Below are 20762 nucleotides of genomic sequence, written 5' to 3'. Positions count from 1 at the left end.
GATGACCCCTGGCTCGAACCTACCGCTCAGCGCCGCCCGGGTGGCCGTGGACGTCACCGCGCCGGTGCGGCTCGACGTCTCGGGCCTCCTGCTCACCACCGCCGGCAAGGTGCGCTCCGACGACGACTTCATCTTCTACAACCAGCCCTCGGGCCCCGGGGTGAGCCACCAGTCGGCCGGCACCGCCGACACCATCACGGTGGACACCGCGGGCGTGCCCGCGGACATCGACAAGGTTGTGGTCACCGCCAGCCTGGACAGCGGGACGTTCTCGGGGACCGAGCCGACCGCGACGGTGCGGGACGCGGCCAGCGGCGCGGTCATCGCCACGTTCACGCCGCCGCAGCTGTCGAGCGAGACGGCCCTCGTCGTGGTGGAGGTCTACCGCCGCGGCGGCGCGTGGAAGGTGCGCGCCGTGGGCCAGGGGTACGCGAACGGGCTCGCCGGCATCGCCACCGACTTCGGCGTCAGCGTCGACGAGCCGGCGCCCGCCCCCGCGCAGGCCGCCCCCGCCGCGGCGCCCCCGCCGCCGGCCGCCCCGTCACCGCCGCAGGCTCCGGCGGCCCCGCAGGCCCCCGCCGCCCCGCAGCCGCCGCAGGCCCCCGCCGCCCCGCAGCCGCCCGCCGCGCCCATGCCGCCGTCCGCCCCGATGCCGGGCTCGATGCCCCCGCCGCCCCCGGGCCAGTGGGGCGCCCCCGGCGCCCCGCCCCCCGCTCCCCAGGCGCCCGCTCCCCCGGCGCCCGGTGCCCCGGCCGCCCCGCCCCCAGGCGGCTACGGCCCACCGCCGGCCGCCGCCCCGCAGCAGCAGCCCGGCCCCCCGCCGGCCGGCGGCCAGCCCGGGAAGATCAACCTCGACAAGGGCCGCGTCAACCTGCAGAAGAACCAGACGGTCTCCCTGGTCAAGGGCGGCCAGCCGCTGCTGACCACCGTGAAGATGGGCCTGGGCTGGGAGCCCGCCTTCGGCGGAGGCCGCCGCGCCAAGTCCATCGACCTGGACGCCTCCGTCATCGCGTACGGCCCCCAGCGCAACAAGATCGACAACTGCTTCTTCGGCAAGCTCCAGATCCTGAACGGCGCCATCCAGCACTCCGGCGACAACCTCACCGGCGAGGGCGGCGGCGACGACGAGGTCATCACCGTCCACCTCGGCGGCCTGCCGCCGGACGTCACCGGCCTGGTCTTCACGGTGAACTCCTTCTCCGGCCAGAAGTTCACCGACGTCGCCAAGGCGTACTGCCGCCTGCTCGACGGCCAGACCGGCGAGGAGATGGTCCGCTTCGACCTCACCCACTCCGAGCCCCGCACGGGGGTCCTCATGGCGAAGTTCATCAAGCAGTTCAGCGGCGAGTGGGAGATGACCGCCCTCGGCGAGTACGTCGACTCCCGCACCGTGAAAGGCATGGTCAAGCCCGCCGCGGCGGCGCTCTAGCCGGCGCCTACGGCGCGCGGCACGACGGCGGCGGGGTCCGGTCCACGACCGGGCCCCGCCGTTTCGTGTGCGTCCCCGGCCGTTACGACAGGTCGCGCACCCGGATGTTGCGGAACTCCACGACCGACTGCTCGTCGTGGTTCTGCAGGCCGACGTAGCCCTCGGCGAACTGCCGGCCGCTGGTGCCCGGGTCGTCCGGGCGGCCCGGGAAGGGCAGGCCGGGCTTGTTCTCGAACTCGTTGATGACCTCGCCGTTGCGGATCACCGTGTACTGCTGCCCGACCACCCGGATTTCCAGGTCGTTCCAGACTCCCTTCGCGGCCGGCTTCGCGGCGGCGAGGTCGAGGTCCGCGAAGCCGTAGACCGAGCCGGTCTTGCGCGGGTCGTTGCCGGAGGTCTCGTCCGAGTCGTTGATCTGGATCTCGTGCCCGCAGTTGACGGCCACCCACGCCGGGTCGTCCGTCCGGCACTCGGGGTTGGCCGCCGGGTCGACGCCCGGGAAGCGGACGAGGACGCCGCTGTTGGAGCGGCCGTCGTCCGCCCGCTCGTCGCGGAACTGCAGCCGCAGCGAGAAGTCGCCGAACTCCTCCTTCTCGTACCAGAGCATGCCGAGCCCGTCGCCCGCCGGCTCCGGCCCGGTGGCCATGGAGCCGTCGTCGTTCAGCTCGAAGCCGCGCCCGCCGACATAGCCCCAGTCGTCGAACGACTCCCGGCTGCCGTCGAAGATCACGTCGTACGGCGCGGGCCCGTGCTGTCCGCCGATGCCGGACCGCGTCGCGGTCGTGATCAGCCGCACGTACTCCCACGGGCCGATCACGTCGGCGCTCACGAGGGAGCGCGACACCTTCTCGGTGTGCCGCACGAACGCGCCCCGGTCCCGCCAGGCGCGCTCGTCGTCGATGAGGTCGTTGACCGTGCAGTTGCCCCACGCGGTGCGGTTCGGCACCCCGCTGTCGTCGTCCAGGAAGCGGACCGTCGGGCGGGCGTCGGGGGCGGCGCAGGTGGTGTCCCCGGCGGCGGTGCCGGCCGTGGCGTCCCCGGCGGCGGTCGCGGTCGGGGCGAGCAGTCCGCCGGCGAGGGTGGCGGCGGCCAGGGCGGTGCCGGCGAACGGCAGGCTCGTACGACGCATGGTGTGGCTCCTCGGGTGGTGTCGTCGGACGTACGGGTCAAGGGGCCGTGGGGGGATGGGATGACGTGCTACGGGCGGAAGGTGCCCGGAGCCGGCCGGTGCGGACCCGGCTCCGGGCGTACGGGCTCCCCGCCGCGTGCCGCCGGCGCTCCCCTCGGGGCGCCGGCTGGCGTGCGGTGGCGGCCGTGCGGTGGGGGCGCGCGGTGTCAGCCGCCGCCGAGGTGGAAGCTGTCCAGCTTGAACTCCCCTCCGGTGAACACCAGGTAGAGCGACGTCGTCCCGGCGGGCGCGCCCGTGACATGGGCGCTCACCTCGCTCCAGCCGGCCGCGTCGCCCGCCGGGGCGGTGGCGAGCACCGGCCCGTCGGGCGCGCCCGCGCGCAGCTCCAGGGCGCCGTCGGCGCTGCCGGCGGCGTCGACCCGGGCGGACAGGTGCGCGATGTCGCTCAGCACGTACGGCTCGAAGGCGATCCACTCGCCGCCCCCGCCGGTGACGGCCCGGCCGCCCTCGGCGCCGTCCGCGTCGCCGGCCTCGGCGCCCTCGGCGGTGTCGAAGTGCTCGGCCTGCCGGTGCGCGGGCTGCAGCTTGTGCTCGGCGCTGGTGTTCAGCGCGGGCACGCCGGCCGTGGCGCCGCCGCCGTCGGTGTAGCGGGCGCGGATGAGGCCGAAGAGGTTGGCGTGGTCGTCGTGCCGGTCCTCCGCGAAGGTCTCGATCGTGCCGGTGCAGCCCTCCTCGAAGGTCATCGGGTGGCCGTGGGTGTCGTGCCCGAGCGCGTAGTCGACGCGCACCCGGGAGCAGTCGATCTCGCCGTCCTCGGCGTCGGAGACGGCCACCTCGAACGGGATGGCGTCGCCGTACTCGAAGACCGTGCCGTCCTCCGGCAGCTTCAGCTCCACCGTCGGCGGGGTGTTGCCGACGACGACGCGGACGGCGGAGGTGCCGGTGTTGCCGTCCGGGTCGGTGACGGTGAGCACGGCGGAGTACTCGCCGTCCGCGGCGTAGGTGTGCTGCGCGTTCGGCTGCTCGGACGTGTTGCCGTCGCCGAAGTCCCAGCGATAGCTGAGCTGTTCGCTGTCCGGGTCGGCGGTGCCCGCCGAGGAGAACGCGACCTCCAGCGGGGCGTGCCCGGTGGTGGCGTCGGCGGAGGCGACGGGCTGGGGGGCGAAGCCCTGGGCGGCGTTCTGGATGCGGTACAGGGCGGAGTTGGCGTCGCCGTTGAAGAAGCCGGTGCCGTAGTCGAGGAAGTACAGCGCCCCGTCGGGCCCGAACTCCATGTCCATGATCTTGCTGCCGGACGAGAAGTCCTCGATGCCGGCGACCCCGCCGTCCCCGCCCACGGCGATGGTCTTGATCCACTCGCGGCCCTGCTCGCCGGCGAAGAACAGCTCGTCGTAGCGGTCCGGGAGCTGCAGCCGGGAGTCGAGGGCCGGGTCGTGGCGGAAGACCGGGCCGGCCATCGGGGACTCCGAGCCGCTGCCGAACTCGGGCAGGGAGTCGTCGTCGTAGGCGATCCAGGAGGGCTGGGCCGGGGGCAGCTCGGTCAGGCCGGTGTTGCGCGGCGACTCGTTGCGGGGCGCGGCGCAGTCGAACGCCTCGCCGGACTCCCCGGTGGCGAAGTCGTAGTCGACGTAGGCGTCGCCCGCGCCGTGGCAGTACGGCCAGCCGAAGTTGCCGGGCTCGGTGATCCGGTTGAACTCGACCTGGCCGCCGGGCCCGCGCGCCGGATCGGCGGCGCCGGAGTCGGGGCCGTAGTCGCCGACGTAGACGGTGTCGGTCGCCTTGTCGACGCTCATCCGGAACGGGTTGCGGAAGCCCATGGCGTAGATCTCGGGCCTGGTCTTCTCGGTGCCGGGCGCGAAGAGGTTGCCGTCCGGGACGGTGTACGAGCCGTCGGCGGGGTCGACCTTGACGCGCAGGATCTTGCCCCGCAGGTCGTTGGTGTTCCCCGCGGAGCGCTGCCCGTCGAAGGACGGGTTGCGCGTGTCGCGCTCGTCGATGGGGGTGTAGCCGTCGGAGGAGAAGGGGTCGGTGTCGTCGCCGGTGGACAGCAGCAGGTTGCCCGCGCTGTCGAAGGCGATGTCGCCGCCGTTGTGGCAGCACCGGCCGCGGTCGGTGCCGACTTCCAGCACGGTCTTCTCGCTGCCGAGGTCGAGGGTGCCGTCCGCGTTCAGGGTGAAGCGCGAGAGGCGGTTGACGCCCTCGTACGCCTCGAAGTCGGCGGGCTCGCCATCGCTCGGCGCGATCCCGTGCGGGGTGTCCATGACGGGTGCGTAGTAGAGGTAGACGGCGCGGTTGTTCGCGAAGTCCGGGTCCACGCCGACGCCTTGGAGGCCGTCCTCGTCGTGCGGGTAGACGGGCAGCTGGGCGGCGACGCGGGTGCCGCCCGCGGCGCCGGTGTGCCAGAGGGTGCCGTCGCGCGAGGTGTGCAGCACGGCGCCGTCGGGCAGCACGGCAAGTGCCATCGGCTCGCCGACCTGGTCCACGCCCTTGGCGAGGGTGACCTGCTGCAGGTCGGGTGCGGCGGGGCCGTCCCGGACCGCCGGCGGCTCGTGCGCGGCGCCGGTGGCGGACATTCCCGGTGCGAGGCCGCTGCCGAGGAGCAGGGCTCCCGCGAAGGCCGCCAGCGCGGTGCGGAGTCTCGGTCGTCTCTTGTTCACCATGCGTACTCCCGTGGAGGGTGCGGGGCATCGTTGCACGACACGCCTGATATGCGTGACATGCGTGACTGGTGTACGGACGTGTGGCTGGTGTGCGGACAGGCGCGCGCTGCAGCCAGGACCGTAACCGCTTTCATCCCTGCCGGAAAGAGCCTTCACAGCAACCGGAGTCAACTTCATCCCGGCATAGGACAAAGGCCAGTTGGGAGCCGCAGGCGGCGAGCGGTGTTACGCGGTGGGCCGGGAGCGGGCCTTGAAGGCCGCCTTGCGGGCGTCCTTGGCGACCTGTCGGTCCGGGTGCAGTCGGCCCATCGCCTCCAGCACCTCCGGGGTGGCCGGATGGTCCACGCGCCAGGCGGCGGCGAAGAAGCCGCGGTGCCGGCCCACCAGATGCTCCACCAGCTCGCGCAGCTCCGGCGTGTCGTGCGGCAGATCGCCCAGCTGGGCGGCGACCGTGTCGATGGCCAGCCAGAAGACCATGTCCTCGGTGGGCTGCGGCACGCCGGGGACGCCTCGCTCGGTGAGCCAGACCCGGGCCAGTCCGCCGAGTTCGCGGTCGTGGAGTACGTCCCGGACCGCCGGCTCCGCGTCCGGGCCGGCGACGGCCAGCGCCTGCTGGCAGGCGAGCCGGCGGGCCGGGGCGCGGTCGTCCGCGCCGCGGGCGGCGTCGAGGAGGGCGGTGGCCGCCTCGGCGGGCTTGCGGTCCGCCAGCCACGCCTCCGCCTCCGTCTGGGCGACGGGGTCCGGCAGCCGGGGCAGGGCGTCGAGGAGGACGTAGGCGTCCTCGCCCGCCAGCTCGCCGACGAGCGGGGCCACCATGCCCTCGGCCAGCATCCGCTGGCGCAGCGCGTACAGGCCGAGGGGGGTGAGGCGGACGACGCCGTAGCGGGAGATGTCGTCGTCGGCGGCGTCGGCGTCGGCGGTGTCGGCGGCGGCGGTGTCGGCGGCGGCGGCGTTGAAGCCGTCGTCGAGACCCCCCGCCGGCGCGGTGCCGGCGGCTTCGAGCAGGATCTCCTCGGCCACCGGGCGGTACGCCACGACGCCGACCGGCTCCAGCATCCGGAACTGCTCGTCGAGCCGCAGCACCGCCTCGGCGACCTCCGCGAGCACCGCCTCGGTCGGCTCGTCCATGTCGTCCGGTACGACCAGGGAGGCGGCCAGCGCCGGCAGCGGGACGGCGCCGTCGGCACCGGGGCCCTCCATGGCGGTGAGCAGGTAGAGGTTGCCGAGCGCGCCGTCGAGGAAGTCCGCGTCGGCCTCCGGGTCCCAGTCCAGCCGGTCGAGGTCCAACTCCTCGCCGGCGGTGATCTGCTGCACCAGCGCGCTCATGTCCGGCAGCGCGGCATCGGACAGCACGCACTCGCAGGCGGCGGCCCACAGGTCCAGCACGTCATCCGGCCCGCCCCCCGTGACCAGCCGCAGGTCGGCGCTCGGGGCCGCGGTGCCGAGGGCGTCGTCGCCCTCCTCCGGCGTGGTGACGTCGACCAGGCCGATGTCCACGGCGATACGCCACGCCTCGCCGGCGACGGCCCGCGCGTCGCCCTCGTCGTCGGCGCTCTCGCCAAGGCCCAACTCCGCCGCGGCCTCGCGTACCTCGGCGTCGGCCAGCTCGCCGCCGGCGCCCACCCGCAGCCCCGGCCGGGCCCAGCGGGCCAGCCGGACGGCCCGCGCGAAGAGCGGCGCGGCCAGTGCCTCCCGGGCCAGCTGCGCCTCCGGCGGCAGCTGGACGGGCGGCAGGACGGTGCGGTCTGCGGTCATCGACAACTCCGAAGACTGGGGATCAATCGGACGCTGCCCAGCGTAGCCCCCGCCCGGCCGCGGAGCTGAGCGAGCCGTTCCGGCGGGCCGCGCTCCCGGTGTTCACTTCGCGTTCCTTGACAACACCCGTACGCGCGCACGACATTGACGCGCGTAGACGAACATCTCTTCGCGCCGTCCCGCCCCTGTCATGCTCCCGTCCTGTCCCGGAGGACCCGCCATGCACCGCAGCGCCCCGCCCGTCCCGTACGCCGTCGCCGCCGCGCTCGCCGCCGCACTGCTCGCCGTCCCCGCCGCCGGGGCGGCGGGCGCCGAGGACGGCGACGGGCAGATACGCATCCGCGACATCCAGGGCGACACCCGGATATCGCCGCTCGCCGGCGAGCAGGTGACCGGCGTGCCCGGCACCGTCACCGCCGTCCGCGCCTTCGGCTCCGCCCGCGGCTTCTGGCTGCAGGACACCCGGCCGGACGCGGACGCCGCCACCAGCGAGGGCGTCTTCGTCTTCACCGGCTCCACGACCCCCGACGTCGAGCCCGGCGACGCGGTCGAGGTCTCCGGCTCCGTCACCGAGTACTACCCCGGCGGCAAGGACGCCGGGCTGCAGTCCGTCACCGAGCTGACCGACGCCACCTGGACCGTCGTCTCCTCCGGCAACCCGCTGCCCGACGCCTTCGTGCTCCGCGACGCCACCGTCCCCGGCCGCTTCGCCCCCGACGCGGACGGCGGCGGCATCGAGGAGCTGCGGCTGCGCCCCGGCTCGTACGCGCTCGACCGCTACGAGTCGCTGGAGGGCATGCGGGTCGCGGTGCGCGACGCCCGGGTCGTCGGGCCCACCACCGAGTTCGACGAGCTGTGGGTGACCGCCGAGCCCGCCCGCAACCGCACCGCCCGCGGCGGCGTGCTGTACTCCGGCTACCGCGAACCCAACGGCGGCCGGCTCAAGGTCGCCTCCCTCATCCCGTTCGCCGAACGCCCGTTCCCCGTCCTGGACGTCGGCGACCACCTCGGCGGCGACACCGCGGGCCCGCTGGACTACGACCAGTTCGGCGGCTACGAGCTGCAGGCCACCGCCCTCGGCACCGAGGAGCAGACCGGCCCGGACCGCGAGTCGACCCGCCCGCAGCGCGCCGCGGAGCTGTCGGTGGCCACGTACAACGTGGAGAACCTCTCCGCCCGCGACGACGCCGCGAAGTTCGACCGGCTGGCCGGCGCCCTCGTGGACGGCCTCGCCTCCCCCGACATCGTCGCCCTGCAGGAGGTCCAGGACGACAACGGCGCCACCGACGACGCGGTGACGGGCGCCGACGCCACCCTGCGCAAGCTGACGGACGCGATCGCCGCCGCCGGCGGGCCCGCGTACGAGTGGCGCCAGATCGACCCCGTGGACGACGCCGACGGCGGCCAGCCGGGCGGCAACATCCGCGTCGCGTTCCTCTTCGACCCGGAGCGGGTGTCCTTCGCCGACCGCCCGGGCGGCGACGCCACCACACCCGTCGAGGTCACGGACGACGCCGGCGCCCCGGCGCTGTCCGCCTCCCCCGGCCGTATCGCCCCCGGCGACGCGGCCTGGAACGACAGCCGCAAGCCGCTCGCCGGCGAGTTCACCTTCCGCGGGCGCACCGTCTTCGTCGTCGCCAACCACTTCAGTTCCAAGGGCGACGACCAGGGGCTCGACAGCCGCTTCCAGCCGCCCGCGCGCGGCTCGGAGGAGCAGCGGATCGCGCAGGCCGCCGCGGTCAACGAGTTCGTACGGGACGTGCTCGCCGTGGACCGCGAGGCGGGCGTCGTCGTCGCCGGCGACATCAACGACTTCCCCTTCTCCCCCGCCGTGGCGCGGCTGACCGTCGACGGCGCGCTCGTCGACCTGGTGAACGGACTGCCGCGCGACGAGCGCTACGGGTACGTCTTCAACGGCAACTCCCAGGTGCTGGACCACATCCTGACCAGCCCGGCGCTCGCTGCGGGCGCCGACTACGACATCGTGCACCTCAACGCCGAGTACGCCGACCAGGCCAGCGACCACGACCCGTCGGTCGCCCGGCTCAGGCCCTGACGGGCGGCGGGCCGGGAACGGGGCCCGGGGCCGGGGCGGGGCCCGGCGGAACCCGGGCGTCGTCGCCGACGAGGTGGCGGGCGAGCAGCGTCGCGCCCGCCACCGCGCCCGGCATCACCACCACCGCGGCCAGCGGCACCAGGAACAGCAGCACGATCGGCACGCCGAAGCCGAGCGCGAGCATCTTGCGCCGGCGCAGCAGCGCCAGCCGCCCGCGCACGTCGATCCCCCGGCGCTGCAGGGCGAACGAGGTCAGCTCGACGGTGAGGAAGAAGCCGGCGATGGCGAAGCCGAGCGCGGGCACGATCGTCTGCCCGATGAACGGCACGAAGCCGAGGAAGAACAGCGGCACGGTGAACATCAGCGCCCGCGACAGCACATGGACGCTCTCCTTCAGCGACCGCCAGAGCCCGCGCAGCAGCGGCTCGTCCGGGCCGGGCGGGCAGTAGCCGGCGGACTCCTCGACGCGGCCGGAGAGCGCCTCGTAGAACGGGTCCCCGATGAGCAGGGCGACCGCCGTGAAGGTGAGCAGCGCGAAACCGATGCCACCGAGCAGCAGCAGCGCGACGAACAGCCCGCGCAGCAGCCCCTGCCACGGCGAGTCCCAGTCGTCCGCGAAGGGCGTGGCCCACACGGCGATGTCGCCGGCCCAGTACGCGAGGGCGGCGAGCGCGGCGGCGTAGAGCACGAGCGCGATGAGCGCGGGCACGAGCCCGAGGGCCCACGACCGCCCGTTCCCCGCGGCCCAGCGCAGCCCCTTGCCGACGTAGCCGAATCCGGTGGTGAAGTCACGCATGCCCGCCACCTTATGGGGTGGCGGGCATGCGTGTCGCGGCTCGAAAGGCCCGCCGCGCACGGCGACATGCCGTGCGCGGCGGGCGTGCGCGAGGTGCGGCGGGTTCGGATCCGTCAGGTACGAACCGGCCGTCGGGCGTCAGTCGTTGGCGTGCAGAGCCGCGTTCAGCCCGCCCCACGAGCCGGAGCGCTGCCGGGCCTCGACCGCGCCGGTGGTGGAGTTGCGCAGGAACAGCAGGTTGCTCGCCCCGGACAGCTCGCGGGCCTTGACCACGGCGCCGTCCGGCAGTGCGACCTTCGTGCCGGCGGTGACGTACAGGCCGGCCTCGACGATGCAGTCGTCGCCGAGCGAGATGCCGATGCCGGCCTGGGCGCCCAGCAGGCAGCGCTCGCCGAGGGAGATGACGTTCTTGCCGCCGCCGGAGAGCGTGCCCATGATCGACGCGCCGCCGCCGACGTCCGAGCCGTCGCCGACGACGACGCCGGCGGAGATACGGCCCTCGACCATGGACGTGCCGAGGGTGCCGGCGTTGAAGTTGACGAACCCCTCGTGCATGACGGTGGTGCCGGAGGCGAGGTGCGCGCCGAGGCGGACGCGGTCGGCGTCGCCGATGCGGACGCCGGACGGCAGCACGTAGTCGACCATCCGCGGGAACTTGTCGAGGTGGCTGACCTGGAGGTGCTGCCCCGCGGCGCGGACCGCGAGCCGCGCCTCCTCGATCCGGTCGGCGGGAACGGGGCCGTGGGAGGTCCAGGCGACGTTGGCCAGCAGCCCGAAGATGCCGTCGAGGCTCTGCCCGTGCGGGCGGACGAGCCGGTGGCTGAGCAGGTGCAGCCGCAGGTACACGTCGTGGGCGTCGGCCGGCTTCTCCTCCAGCGAGGAGATCACCGTGCGCACCGCGACGACCTCCACCCCGCGCCGCGGGTCGGGGCCCAGCGCCGCCCGCGCGGGCTCCCCGAGCAGCTCGGCCGCGCGCTCGGCGGTCAGCCGCTCGGTGCCCGCGGGGCCGGGGTCGTCGGCGAGTGCGGGGGCGGGGAACCAGGTGTCGAGGACGGTGCCGTCGGGGGTGACGGTGGCCAGGCCGGTGGCGGCGGCGCCGGTGCCGTGGGTGGTGGAGGTCGCTGCGTCGGTCATACCCGAACGCTAACCGCCGCCCGGCGCGGGAGGCGAGCCGGTCCGTATGACAGACACGGCGGGCGGGGGCGCACACGTGTGGGCCCCGCCCGCCAGTGTGCGCCCCGCCCCGGGACCGTACGGCATCGCTCAGGGGCGCACGCCGTAGCGGTCCACCAGGGCTGTCTTGAAGACCGCGGACGCCATCACGGTGTCGCCCTTCTCCCACTCGGGAGCGTTGGTGCCGTCCGAGTCGGCTACGGCCACGCGCCGGAAGCCGAGATAGGCGTACGTCACGGGGTCGAGCAGCACCTCGACGCGCATGCCCAGGTCGTCGGTGCTGCCCTTGATGCGGGCGTCCAGGTGGAAGGAGAGGGCCGACCGGCCCCACGCGTCCTCGACGGTGTGGTCCAGCACCTGCACGCCCGGGATCGTGGCCATCGCCTCGTAGATCCGGGCCTGGCCGCCGGGGTGCATCGGCGCCGAGGCGAGCAGCATCCTCAGCGACCCGAAGTCCCAGGAGGCCCGCTCCTGCGGGCTCTGCCCGGCGCCGGGGTTCGGGGTGTCGGGACGCCCGCCGTCCTCGGGGTAGAACCAGCGGGCCTTCTGCAGCACCTGCTCGGGCTCCTCGGGCAGCTCGGCGAGATACTCGAAACGCTCCCGCGGGGAGTGGTCGTCGCCCTCGTTCCAGTTCTCGATCTCCGGATCCGCGTACTTTTCCCAGGAGGCTTCGATACGCATGGGGTCTGCCGTGTCGGTCATGTTCACCTCCATGCTATGGGTGTACACCCACTCCCCCACCTCCGGCCGCGGCACCGGGTCGTCGGCGACCTCCGCGGCGGCCAGCCGCAGCAGCTCCGGCGCGTCCTGCGTCACCGGCGCCTCCGGCGCCGGCGTCGCCGTCGTCACCTGACCGCCGCCCCTCGCCGCCGGCGTGCCCTCACCGCCGCCCGGGTCGCCGCCCAGCGTTGTCGACAGCAACGCCACCGCCGTGACGCCCACGGCCACCGCGCCCGCCGCCACGCGCCAGTCCCCCAGCACCGGCAGCCGGCGGCGCCTGCGGCCCGCCGCGTCGAGCAGCCGGCGGCGGCCCGGCGCGAGCCGGCCGCGATCGGGGGTCGGCGCGTCCTCGCGCCACTCGCGCAACTTCGTCATCTCATCCATGGGTTGCCGCCTCGGGTGCGTCGTACGTGAAGTGAGGGCCGGGCCCGAGGGCCGCACGCACCTTGCGCCGGGCCCGGCTCAGCCGGGAGCGCACGGTGCCGATGGGTATGTCCAGCGCCTCGGCGACCTCCGCGTAGCTGAGGTCGGCCCAGGCGACAAGCAGCAGCACGTGCCGCTCGCCGGCCGCCAGCTCGGCGAGCGCCCCCGCGAGCGGGGCGTACGCGGCCTGGGCGGCGAGCCGGTCGTCGGCCTCGTCCACCCAGGACTCGGCCACCGGGTCGACGCCGGTACGGGCCAGGGCGCGCAGGCCCCGCACCTCGGAACGGCGGTGCCGGCCGATGAGGTTGGCGGCGATGCCGTAGAGCCATGGCCGGGCGCTGGTCCGGCCGGGGTCGAAGCGGGCGCGGGCGCGGAAGGCGGCCAGGAAGGTGTCGGCGGTGATGTCGTCCGCCGCGCCCGCGCCGAGCCGGCGGGCCGCGTAGCGGTGGATGGCGGGGGCGTACCGGTCGTACAACTCGGCGAACGCCTCGGGCCGGTCCAGCGACTCCTCGATCACGGCGGCGTCGCCGTCGACGAGCGGCGAGACGTCGCCGGGTGGTTTCGCGGACTTCTCGGCGAAGTCGTGCGGTGGGTCGGTCACTGGGCGGTTCCCCGATCGAAGAGGTGGTGGCGGAGCCCTGTCACCTCTTGTTGCCCGACGGCACCGAACGCGTTCTCACGGGAAAGACCCGCCCCGGCCGGGCCGGGGCGGGTCTTTCGAAGGGCTACGACCCCGAAGGGCTCAGACGTTGAAGCCCAGCGCGCGCAGCTGCTCGCGGCCCTCGTCGGTGATCTTGTCCGGGCCCCACGGGGGCATCCAGACCCAGTTGATCTTCAGGTCGTTGACGATGCCGTCGGTCGCGGCCTTCGCCTGGTCCTCGATCACGTCGGTCAGCGGACAGGCCGCCGAGGTCAGGGTCATGTCCAGGGTGGCGATGTTGCCCTCGTCGACGTGGATTCCGTAGACGAGGCCGAGATTGACGACGTCGATGCCCAGCTCGGGGTCGACCACGTCGTACAGCGCCTCGCGGATCTCCTCCTCCTCGGCGGGCTTCGTCGTCACGTCGGTGTCCGTCATGCTGCGGCCTCCTTCAGCGCCTGGGCCGTGGCGTCTTTCCACGCCATCCAGGACAGCAGGGCGCACTTCACGCGCGCCGGGTACTTCGAGACGCCGGCGAACGCGACCGCGTCTTCCAGCACCTCCTCCATGGCGTCGTCCGGCTCGATCCTCCCACGCGACTGCATCAGCTCCAGGAACTGTTCCTGGATCCGCTGCGCCTCGGACAGCTCCTTGCCGACCAGCAGCTCGTTGAGCACGGAGGCGCTGGCCTGGCTGATGGAGCAGCCCTGGCCCTCGTACGAGACGTCCTCGACGATCTGCCCGGCGAGCTTCACGCGCAGGGTGATCTCGTCGCCGCAGGTCGGGTTGACGTGGTGCACCTCGGCGTCGCCGGCCCGCAAGCCCCGGCCATGCGGGTGCTTGTAGTGGTCCAGGATGACGTCCTGGTACATCGAATCGAGCTTCACGCTGTTCCCACGCCCTTCAGCCGAAGAAGTTCCGGACGTACTCCAGGCCGTCGACCAGCGCGTCGACCTCGCCCGGGGTGGAGTACAAATAGAACGACGCCCGCGTGGTCGCAGGAATTCCGTACCGCAGGCAGACCGGCCGCGCGCAGTGGTGGCCGACCCGGACCGCGATGCCCTGCTCGTCGAGCACCTGGCCGACGTCGTGCGGGTGTATGTCGCCGAGCGTGAAGGAGATCGCGGCGCCGCGCTCCTCGGCCGTCGTCGGACCGATGATCCTGAGGCCCGGCACGTCCTGCAGCCGACCGAGCGCGTACCCGGTGATGGCGCGCTCGTGCGCCTCGATACGGTCCATGCCGATGCCGGCGAGGTAGTCCACCGCCGCCCCGAGGCCGACGGCCTGGGCGATCGGCGGCGTGCCGGCCTCGAACTTGTGCGGCGCCGGGGCGTACGTCGAGGAGTGCATGGAGACGGTCTCGATCATCTCGCCGCCGCCGAGGAACGGCGGCAGGTCGTCCAGCAGCCCCTTGCGGCCCCAGAGCACCCCGATGCCGGTGGGGCCGGCCATCTTGTGCCCGGTGAAGGCGACGAAGTCGGCCTGCAGCGCCTGCACGTCCAGCGGCATGTGCGGGGCGGCCTGGGAGGCGTCGACGACGACCAGCGCGCCGACCTCCTGGGCGCGGCGGACGATGGCCTCGACGGGGTTGTGCGTGCCGAGGATGTTGGAGACCAGCACGAAGGACACGACCTTCGTCTTCTCCGTGATGACCTCGTCGAGGTCGCTCAGGTCGAGGCGGCCGTCGTCGGTGAGGCCGAACCACTTCAGCTTCGCTCCGGTGCGCTGCGCGAGCAGCTGCCACGGGACGATGTTGGAGTGGTGCTCCATCTCCGTGATGACGATCTCGGTCTCGCGGTCCACGCGGTACGGCTCGTCGGCGAAGCCGAGCATGTTGGCCACGAGGTTCAGCGACTCGGAGGCGTTCTTGGTGAAGACGACCTCGTCCCGGCTGGGCGCGTTGATGAAGGCGGCGACCTTGTCGCGGGCGCCCTCGTACAGCGCCGTGGCCTCCTCGGCGAGGACGTGAACGCCGCGGTGCACATTGGCGTTGTGCCGCTCGTAGTACGCGTTCAGCGCGTCGAGCACCTGGCGCGGCTTCTGCGAGGTCGCCGCGTTGTCCAGGTACACGACCTTCTTCCCGTCGTGGACGGTGCGGTCCAGGATCGGGAAGTCCTTGCGGATCGCCTCGGTGTCGAGGAGGCCCGGCAGCTGGCTCACGCTGATGCGCCACCCTTCACGTAGGCGGCGTAGCCCTCTTCCTCCAGCTTGTCCGCCAGCTCCGGGCCGCCGGACTCGGCGATCCGGCCGCCCGCGAAGACGTGCACGTGGTCGGGCTTGATGTAGCGCAGGATGCGGGTGTAGTGGGTGATCAGCAGGGTGCCGACCTCGCCGCTCTCGCGGACCCGGTTGACGCCCTCGGAGACGACGCGCAGCGCGTCGACGTCCAGGCCGGAGTCGGTCTCGTCGAGGATCGCGATCTTCGGCTTGAGCAGCTCCAGCTGCAGGATCTCGTGGCGCTTCTTCTCGCCGCCGGAGAAGCCCTCGTTGACGTTGCGCTCGGCGAAGGCGGGATCGACGTTCAGCCGCTCCATCGCCTCCTTGACCTCCTTGACCCACGTGCGGAGCTTGGGGGCCTCGCCGCGGATGGCGGTGGCGGAGGTGCGCAGGAAGTTGGAGACGGTGACGCCGGGGACCTCGACCGGGTACTGCATGGCGAGGAACAGGCCGGCGCGGGCGCGCTCGTCGACGCTCATCTCCAGCACGTCCTCGCCGTCGATGGTGACGGTCCCGGAGGTGATCTGGTACTTGGGGTGGCCGGCTACGGAGTACGCCAGGGTGGACTTGCCGGAGCCGTTGGGGCCCATGATGGCATGAGTCTCGCCCTGCTTCACGGTCAGGTCGACGCCCTTGAGGATCTCCTTCGTGGAAGTGTCACTGTCCACCTCGACGGAGACGTGCAGGTCGCGGATTTCAAGCGTTGCCATGGTGCCTTCAGGACTCCTGGGTGACGGAGACGAGCACGTCGTCCCCTTCGATCTTGACGGGGTACACGGGGACGGGGCGCGTCGCGGGCAACCCGGAGGGCTTGCCGGTACGCAGGTCGAAGGTGGAGCCGTGCAGCCAGCACTCGATCTGGCAGTCATCCACCTCGCCCTCGGAGAGCGAGACGTTCGCGTGCGAGCAGATGTCGTAGATCGCGAACACCTCGTCCCCGGTCAGCACGACCGAGACCGGCGTGCCGTCGATTTCCACCCGCTTGGGGAGGTCCTCTTCCAGCTCGCTCAGCGCGCAGGCGCGAACGTACGTCGCGTTGGTCGTGTCGGTCATGCCACGGACGCCTCCAGCTCGGCCTCGATCTTCTCGATCAGCCGCTCCTCGACGTCCTTGATGCCGATCTGCTGCACCAGCTCGGCGAAGAAGCCGCGGACGACCAGCCGGCGGGCCTCGTCGGCGGGGATGCCGCGGGCCATCAGGTAGAACAGCTGCTCGTCCTCGAAGCGGCCGGTGGCGGAGGCGTGGCCGGCGCCGATGATCTCGCCGGTCTCGATCTCCAGGTTGGGCACGGAGTCGACGCGGGCGCCGTCGGTGAGCACCAGGTTGCGGTTCAGCTCGTACGTGTCGGTGCCCTCGGCCCGCTTGCGGATCAGCACGTCGCCGATCCACACGGCGTGCGCGTCGGCGCCCTGCAGCGCGCCCTTGTACGCCACGTTGCTGCGGCAGTGCGGGGCGTCGTGGTCGACGAACAGGCGGTGCTCCTGGTGCTGGCCGGCGTCGGTGAAGTACAGCCCGTACAGCTCGGCCTCGGCGCCCGGTCCCGCGTAGTGCGCCCGGGGGTGCAGCCGGACCAGGTCGCCGCCGAAGGTGACGACGACGGACTTGAAGCTGGCGTCGCGGCCGATGAGCGCGGACTGCTGGGCGACGTGCACGGCCTCGTCGGCCCAGTCCTGTACGGAGACGACGGTGAGCTTGGCGCCGTCACCCAGCACGTACTCGGTGTTCTCCGCGAGCACCGCGTCGCCGGTGTGGTCGATGACGACGACGGCCTCCGCGAAGGCGCCCAGCTCGATGAGCTGGTGCCCGTACGAGACGCCGCCCTCGCCGTGCACCGAGACCCGGACCGGCTCGGTGAGCTGCGTGTCCTTCGGCACGGTCACGACCGTGGCCTTCTCGAACGCGGAGTACGCCTGGGCGGCGATCCGGTCCACCGGCGTGCCGGCCCGGCCGAGCCGGGCGTCGTCGCGGCCGACGGTCTCGACGGTGACGCCGTCGGGCGCGGTGATGGCCACCTTGGGCTCACCGGTCGCGGCGGCGCTGCCGTCGTGCAGTCCGCGGGTCCGCTCCAGCGGGGTGAAGCGCCACTCCTCCTCCCGGCCGTGCGGGACCGGGAAGTCGGCCACGTCGAAGGACGGCGGCGCGCTCATCCTGGTGGCGACGGTGGACTCGGCGGCCACCGCGATGGTTCCGGCGGCGGTGGAGCCGGCCGGGATCTTCTGGGCGTCGGCCATGACTGTTCTCGTACTCGCTTTCTGCCTCATCGTGTTCGCTGACCTCCGGGTACCTGGCTCCGGTACCGTCGCTCCCGGCCCGCGCTCCCGGGTGCTCCGGTCGCCCGGCCTCGTCGCTTCGGCACCGGCAGGCCCCCGAGCTGTGTCCGGTGTTGCCGGGGCGGCTAGCCCACCGCGCCTTCCATCTGCAGCTCGATCAGCCGGTTGAGCTCCAGCGCGTACTCCATCGGCAGCTCCTTGGCGATCGGCTCGACGAAGCCGCGGACGATCATCGCCATCGCCTCGTCCTCGGACAGGCCGCGCTGCATCAGGTAGAACAGCTGGTCGTCGCTGACCTTGGAGACGGTCGCCTCGTGGCCCATCGTCACGTCGTCCTCGCGGACGTCGACGTACGGGTAGGTGTCCGAGCGGGAGATCGTGTCGACGAGCAGGGCGTCGCAGAGCACGTTGGACTTCGAGTTCTCCGCGCCCTCGCCGATCTCGATCAGGCCGCGGTACGAGGTGCGCCCGCCGCCGCGCGCCACCGACTTGGAGACGATGTTCGACGACGTGTTGGGCGCCATGTGCACCATCTTGGCGCCGGCGTCCTGGTGCTGGCCCTCGCCGGCGAAGGCGACGGACAGGGTCTCGCCCTTGGCGTGCTCGCCCATCAGGTAGATCGCCGGGTACTTCATGGTGACCTTGGAGCCGATGTTGCCGTCGACCCACTCCATGGTCGCGCCCTCGTAGGCCACCGCGCGCTTGGTGACCAGGTTGTACACGTTGTTCGACCAGTTCTGGATCGTGGTGTACCGGCAGCGGGCGTTCTTCTTCACGATGATCTCGACGACCGCGGAGTGCAGCGAGTCCGACTGGTAGATCGGCGCGGTGCAGCCCTCGACGTAGTGCACGTACGCGCCCTCGTCGACGATGATCAGCGTCCGCTCGAACTGGCCCATGTTCTCGGTGTTGATCCGGAAGTACGCCTGCAGCGGGATCTCGACGTGCACGCCCTTGGGGACGTAGATGAACGAGCCGCCGGACCACACCGCCGTGTTGAGGGAGGCGAACTTGTTGTCACCGGGCGGGATGACCGTGCCGTAGTACTCCTTGAACAGCTCCGGGTGCTCCTTGAGCGCGGTGTCGGTGTCCAGGAAGACGACGCCCTGCTCCTCCAGGTCCTCGCGGATCTGGTGGTACACGACCTCGGACTCGTACTGCGCGGCGACGCCGGCGACCAGGCGCTGCTTCTCCGCCTCGGGGATGCCGAGCTTGTCGTAGGTGTTCTTGATGTCCTCCGGCAGGTCCTCCCAGGACTCGGCCTGCTTCTCGGTGGACCGGACGAAGTACTTGATGTTGTCGAAGTCGATGCCGGAGAGGTCGGAGCCCCACGTGGGCATGGGCTTCTTGCCGAACAGCCGCAGACCCTTGAGCCGGGTCTTCAGCATCCAGTCGGGCTCGGACTTCTTGCCGGAGATGTCCCGGACGACGGCCTCGGACAGGCCGCGCTTCGCGGCGGCACCGGCCGCGTCGGAGTCGGCCCAGCCGTATTCGTAGCGTCCCAGTCCTTCGAGCTCGGGATGCTCCGCGGAGGCGGTCTCGATGGGCGCAGTCATGCGGGGTTCCTCCCGGATGTCGGTGGCTGCCTGCGAGCGTGGTGCTCGCGGTTTTCGGGGACGAACGTCGTACACACCCCGTCGCCGTGGGCGATGGTGGCCAGACGCTGCACATGGGTGCCGAGCAAGCGGGAGAAGACCTCGGTCTCCGCCTCGCAGAGCTGCGGGTATTGCTCGGCGGTGTGCGCCACCGGGCAGTGGTGCTGGCAGAGCTGCTCGCCGGGGGCACCGGGCGCGCTGCGCGCGGTGGCAGCGTACCCGTCCTCGGAGAGCAGTCGGGCGAGAGCCTCGACCCGGCTCTCGGGGGGCACGCCGGCCAGCTCCGCGGCGTACCGCTCGGCCTGCTCGGCGACCCGGTCGCGGGCGAAGGCGGCGACGGCCGCCTCGCCCCGCACGCCGCCGCCCGCGCTCTGGGCGATCCAGCGCAGGGCGTCGGCGGCGAGCTGGTCGTACGCCTGGTCGAAGGCGTCCCGGCCGCAGTCGGTCAGGGCGAAGACCTTGGCCGGGCGCCCGCGCCCGCGGGCCCCGTAGACCCGCTGGTCGCGGGGCTCCACGATGCCCTCGGCGACGAGCGCGTCGAGGTGCCGCCGGACGGCGGCGGGGGTGAGTTCGAGCCGGTGGGCCAGGTCGGCGGCGGTCGACGGACCGTGGTCGAGGATGGAGCGGGCCACGCGGTTGCGCGTCCCGTGCTCGGGCACGGCAGCGCCGACGGCCGGCCCGGCCGCCTGCTCACTCGCCGTACTCCCACCCGGGTCCACGTTTTTCACAACGCCATTGTTGCTTAATTCGCCGGGGCGGGACAAGCCGGATCTCGATCACCGTGCGGTGGAATGCATCACTTAGGGTCACCTAAGTTCCGTACGTGCTCCCGGCCACCCCCCGGCGTGAACCACCCCGGGGCGGCGCCGGCCGGGCCCGCGGGCTCTTTAGACTCGCTGTCATGCAACAGCCCTCCACCGACGCGGCCGTCGAGGTGTCCGGCCTCGTCATGCGGTACGGCGAGAAGACCGCCGTGGCCGGACTCGGCCTCACCGCCGCCCGCGGCGACGTCACCGCCGTCCTCGGCCCCAACGGCGCGGGCAAGACGACCACCGTCGAAATCTGCGAGGGCTACCGCCGGCCGAACGCCGGCACCGTGCGCGTCCTCGGCCGCGACCCCCTCGCCGACGCCGCCGTGCTGCGGCCCCGGGTCGGCGTGATGCTCCAGTCCGGCGGCGTCTACCCCGCCGCGCGGGCCGACGAGATGCTGCACCACATCGCCCGGCTGCACGCCCACCCCCTCGACGTCGTGGCGCTGATCGAGCGGCTGGGCCTCGGCTCCTGCGGCCGCACCCCCTACCGCCGGCTCTCCGGCGGACAGCAGCAGCGGCTCGCGCTCGCCATGGCCGTCGTCGGCCGCCCCGAGCTGGTCTTCCTCGACGAGCCCACCGCCGGCCTCGACCCGCAGGCCCGCCGCGCCGCCTGGGAGCTGATCCGCGAGCTGCGCACCGACGGGGTGTCCGTGGTGCTCACCACGCACCACATGGACGAGGCGGAGCAGCTCTCCGACCGGGTCGCGATCATCGACGGCGGCCGGCTGGTGGTCGACGGCACCCCGGAGGAGCTGTGCCGCGGCGGCGCGGAGAACACCATGCGCTTCACCGGCCGGCCTGGGCTCGACCTCGGCTCACTGCTCAAAGCGCTGCCGCCGGAGACGGCGGCGCTGGAGCTGTCTCCGGGCTCGTACCGGATAAGCGGCGAGATCAACCCGGAGCTGCTGGCCACGGTCACGACCTGGTGCGCGCAGAACGGGGTGCTGCCGGAGCAGATGACGGTGGAGCGGCGCACGCTGGAGGACGTTTTTCTGGAGCTGACGGGGAAGGAACTGCGCTCGTGAACACGACCACCCGGGGGTACGGGGGTCGCCCCCCGGAAAACCGCAGCTTGGAGCTGACGGGG

At 72.8% G+C, this 20762-nt stretch carries 18 protein-coding genes; 3 read left to right on the top strand and 15 right to left on the bottom strand.

Going from position 1 to position 20762, the window contains the following annotated elements:
• The first annotated feature begins 1 nt into the window (after position 1).
• Positions 2 to 1429: a TerD family protein gene (locus T328_RS27790; protein WP_496498935.1), complete on the top strand. Its 1428-nt coding sequence runs from the start codon at positions 2 to 4 to the stop codon at positions 1427 to 1429.
• An 82-nt stretch (positions 1430 to 1511) separates the two neighbouring features.
• On the opposite strand, the gene T328_RS27785 is transcribed toward T328_RS27790, so the two are convergent.
• The 3 genes from T328_RS27785 to T328_RS27775 all read right to left on the bottom strand — a co-directional run bounded on the left by T328_RS27785 (position 1512) and on the right by T328_RS27775 (position 6973).
• The gene (locus T328_RS27785; protein ID WP_496498934.1) at positions 1512 to 2558 is read right to left on the bottom strand and encodes a 3-keto-disaccharide hydrolase; all 1047 of its coding nucleotides are present in this window, start codon (positions 2556 to 2558) and stop codon (positions 1512 to 1514) included.
• Positions 2559 to 2764: 206 nt separating this feature from the next.
• Positions 2765 to 5131 carry a PQQ-dependent sugar dehydrogenase gene (locus T328_RS27780; protein ID WP_496499014.1) on the bottom strand — a complete coding sequence of 789 codons (2367 nt, stop codon included), beginning with the start codon at positions 5129 to 5131 and terminating at the stop codon, positions 2765 to 2767.
• A gap of 312 nt (positions 5132 to 5443) precedes the next feature.
• The gene (locus T328_RS27775) at positions 5444 to 6973 is read right to left on the bottom strand and encodes a hypothetical protein (RefSeq protein WP_496498933.1); all 1530 of its coding nucleotides are present in this window, start codon (positions 6971 to 6973) and stop codon (positions 5444 to 5446) included.
• A 220-nt stretch (positions 6974 to 7193) separates the two neighbouring features.
• Here T328_RS27775 and T328_RS27770 point away from each other — a divergent pair, with 220 nt between their 5' ends.
• A complete protein-coding gene (locus T328_RS27770; RefSeq protein ID WP_496498932.1) occupies positions 7194 to 9029 on the top strand; it encodes a DUF8508 domain-containing protein in 1836 nt (611 codons plus the stop codon).
• Here T328_RS27770 and T328_RS27765 read toward each other — a convergent pair.
• From T328_RS27765 to T328_RS27710, 12 genes are all read right to left on the bottom strand, one after another.
• Positions 9019 to 9825, bottom strand: coding sequence for an EI24 domain-containing protein (locus T328_RS27765; protein WP_496498931.1), 807 nt, complete (start codon positions 9823 to 9825; stop codon positions 9019 to 9021). The two genes, T328_RS27770 and T328_RS27765, sit on opposite strands and share 11 nt — an antisense overlap.
• Before the next feature lie 138 nt (positions 9826 to 9963).
• A complete protein-coding gene (dapD, locus tag T328_RS27760; RefSeq protein WP_496498930.1) occupies positions 9964 to 10959 on the bottom strand; it encodes a 2,3,4,5-tetrahydropyridine-2,6-dicarboxylate N-succinyltransferase in 996 nt (331 codons plus the stop codon).
• 129 nt (positions 10960 to 11088) lie between these two features.
• Positions 11089 to 12102, bottom strand: coding sequence for a CU044_5270 family protein (locus T328_RS27755; protein ID WP_496498929.1), 1014 nt, complete (start codon positions 12100 to 12102; stop codon positions 11089 to 11091).
• The gene (locus tag T328_RS27750) at positions 12095 to 12742 is read right to left on the bottom strand and encodes an RNA polymerase sigma factor (RefSeq protein ID WP_496498928.1); all 648 of its coding nucleotides are present in this window, start codon (positions 12740 to 12742) and stop codon (positions 12095 to 12097) included. The genes T328_RS27755 and T328_RS27750 overlap by 8 nt, the downstream gene beginning before the upstream one ends.
• A gap of 141 nt (positions 12743 to 12883) precedes the next feature.
• Positions 12884 to 13219, bottom strand: coding sequence for a metal-sulfur cluster assembly factor (locus T328_RS27745; protein ID WP_420302421.1), 336 nt, complete (start codon positions 13217 to 13219; stop codon positions 12884 to 12886).
• A complete protein-coding gene (gene sufU / locus T328_RS27740; RefSeq protein WP_496498927.1) occupies positions 13216 to 13668 on the bottom strand; it encodes a Fe-S cluster assembly sulfur transfer protein SufU in 453 nt (150 codons plus the stop codon). Before sufU ends, T328_RS27745 begins: the two co-directional genes overlap by 4 nt.
• A 16-nt stretch (positions 13669 to 13684) precedes the next feature.
• A complete protein-coding gene (locus T328_RS27735; RefSeq protein WP_496498926.1) occupies positions 13685 to 14941 on the bottom strand; it encodes a cysteine desulfurase in 1257 nt (418 codons plus the stop codon).
• The gene (sufC, locus tag T328_RS27730; protein ID WP_496498925.1) at positions 14938 to 15708 is read right to left on the bottom strand and encodes a Fe-S cluster assembly ATPase SufC; all 771 of its coding nucleotides are present in this window, start codon (positions 15706 to 15708) and stop codon (positions 14938 to 14940) included. Before sufC ends, T328_RS27735 begins: the two co-directional genes overlap by 4 nt.
• A 7-nt stretch (positions 15709 to 15715) precedes the next feature.
• On the bottom strand, positions 15716 to 16051 hold the full coding sequence (locus T328_RS27725) for a non-heme iron oxygenase ferredoxin subunit (RefSeq protein ID WP_496498924.1): 336 nt from the start codon (positions 16049 to 16051) through the stop codon (positions 15716 to 15718).
• Positions 16048 to 17229 carry a Fe-S cluster assembly protein SufD gene (sufD, locus tag T328_RS27720; RefSeq protein ID WP_496498923.1) on the bottom strand — a complete coding sequence of 394 codons (1182 nt, stop codon included), beginning with the start codon at positions 17227 to 17229 and terminating at the stop codon, positions 16048 to 16050. Before sufD ends, T328_RS27725 begins: the two co-directional genes overlap by 4 nt.
• A 164-nt stretch (positions 17230 to 17393) precedes the next feature.
• A complete protein-coding gene (gene sufB, locus T328_RS27715; protein WP_496498922.1) occupies positions 17394 to 18824 on the bottom strand; it encodes a Fe-S cluster assembly protein SufB in 1431 nt (476 codons plus the stop codon).
• Positions 18821 to 19582 carry a helix-turn-helix transcriptional regulator gene (locus T328_RS27710; protein WP_496499013.1) on the bottom strand — a complete coding sequence of 254 codons (762 nt, stop codon included), beginning with the start codon at positions 19580 to 19582 and terminating at the stop codon, positions 18821 to 18823. The genes sufB and T328_RS27710 overlap by 4 nt, the downstream gene beginning before the upstream one ends.
• Positions 19583 to 19764: 182 nt before the next feature.
• Between T328_RS27710 and T328_RS27705 the strand changes: the two genes are divergently transcribed.
• On the top strand, positions 19765 to 20700 hold the full coding sequence (locus T328_RS27705) for an ABC transporter ATP-binding protein (protein WP_496498921.1): 936 nt from the start codon (positions 19765 to 19767) through the stop codon (positions 20698 to 20700).
• The last annotated feature ends 62 nt before the right edge of the window (positions 20701 to 20762 follow it).

It is taken from the genome of Streptomyces sp. CNX435 (assembly GCF_059570575.1).
The sequence above is the reverse complement of the archived record's forward strand: the minus strand, read 5'-3'. Positions and strand labels throughout refer to the sequence as shown.

Excerpts from the sequence above, each read along its gene's own strand:
- T328_RS27790 (WP_496498935.1), top strand. The coding sequence starts at position 2 with ATGACCCCTGGCTCGAACCTACCGCTCAGCGCCGCCCGGGTGGCCGTG.
- T328_RS27785 (WP_496498934.1), bottom strand. The coding sequence starts at position 2,558 with ATGCGTCGTACGAGCCTGCCGTTCGCCGGCACCGCCCTGGCCGCCGCC.
- T328_RS27780 (WP_496499014.1), bottom strand. The coding sequence starts at position 5,131 with ATGTCCGCCACCGGCGCCGCGCACGAGCCGCCGGCGGTCCGGGACGGC.
- T328_RS27775 (WP_496498933.1), bottom strand. The coding sequence starts at position 6,973 with ATGACCGCAGACCGCACCGTCCTGCCGCCCGTCCAGCTGCCGCCGGAG.
- T328_RS27770 (WP_496498932.1), top strand. The coding sequence starts at position 7,194 with ATGCACCGCAGCGCCCCGCCCGTCCCGTACGCCGTCGCCGCCGCGCTC.
- T328_RS27765 (WP_496498931.1), bottom strand. The coding sequence starts at position 9,825 with ATGCGTGACTTCACCACCGGATTCGGCTACGTCGGCAAGGGGCTGCGC.
- dapD (WP_496498930.1), bottom strand. The coding sequence starts at position 10,959 with ATGACCGACGCAGCGACCTCCACCACCCACGGCACCGGCGCCGCCGCC.
- T328_RS27755 (WP_496498929.1), bottom strand. The coding sequence starts at position 12,102 with ATGGATGAGATGACGAAGTTGCGCGAGTGGCGCGAGGACGCGCCGACC.
- T328_RS27745 (WP_420302421.1), bottom strand. The coding sequence starts at position 13,219 with ATGACGGACACCGACGTGACGACGAAGCCCGCCGAGGAGGAGGAGATC.
- sufC (WP_496498925.1), bottom strand. The coding sequence starts at position 15,708 with ATGGCAACGCTTGAAATCCGCGACCTGCACGTCTCCGTCGAGGTGGAC.
- T328_RS27725 (WP_496498924.1), bottom strand. The coding sequence starts at position 16,051 with ATGACCGACACGACCAACGCGACGTACGTTCGCGCCTGCGCGCTGAGC.
- sufD (WP_496498923.1), bottom strand. The coding sequence starts at position 17,229 with ATGGCCGACGCCCAGAAGATCCCGGCCGGCTCCACCGCCGCCGGAACC.
- sufB (WP_496498922.1), bottom strand. The coding sequence starts at position 18,824 with ATGACTGCGCCCATCGAGACCGCCTCCGCGGAGCATCCCGAGCTCGAA.
- T328_RS27705 (WP_496498921.1), top strand. The coding sequence starts at position 19,765 with ATGCAACAGCCCTCCACCGACGCGGCCGTCGAGGTGTCCGGCCTCGTC.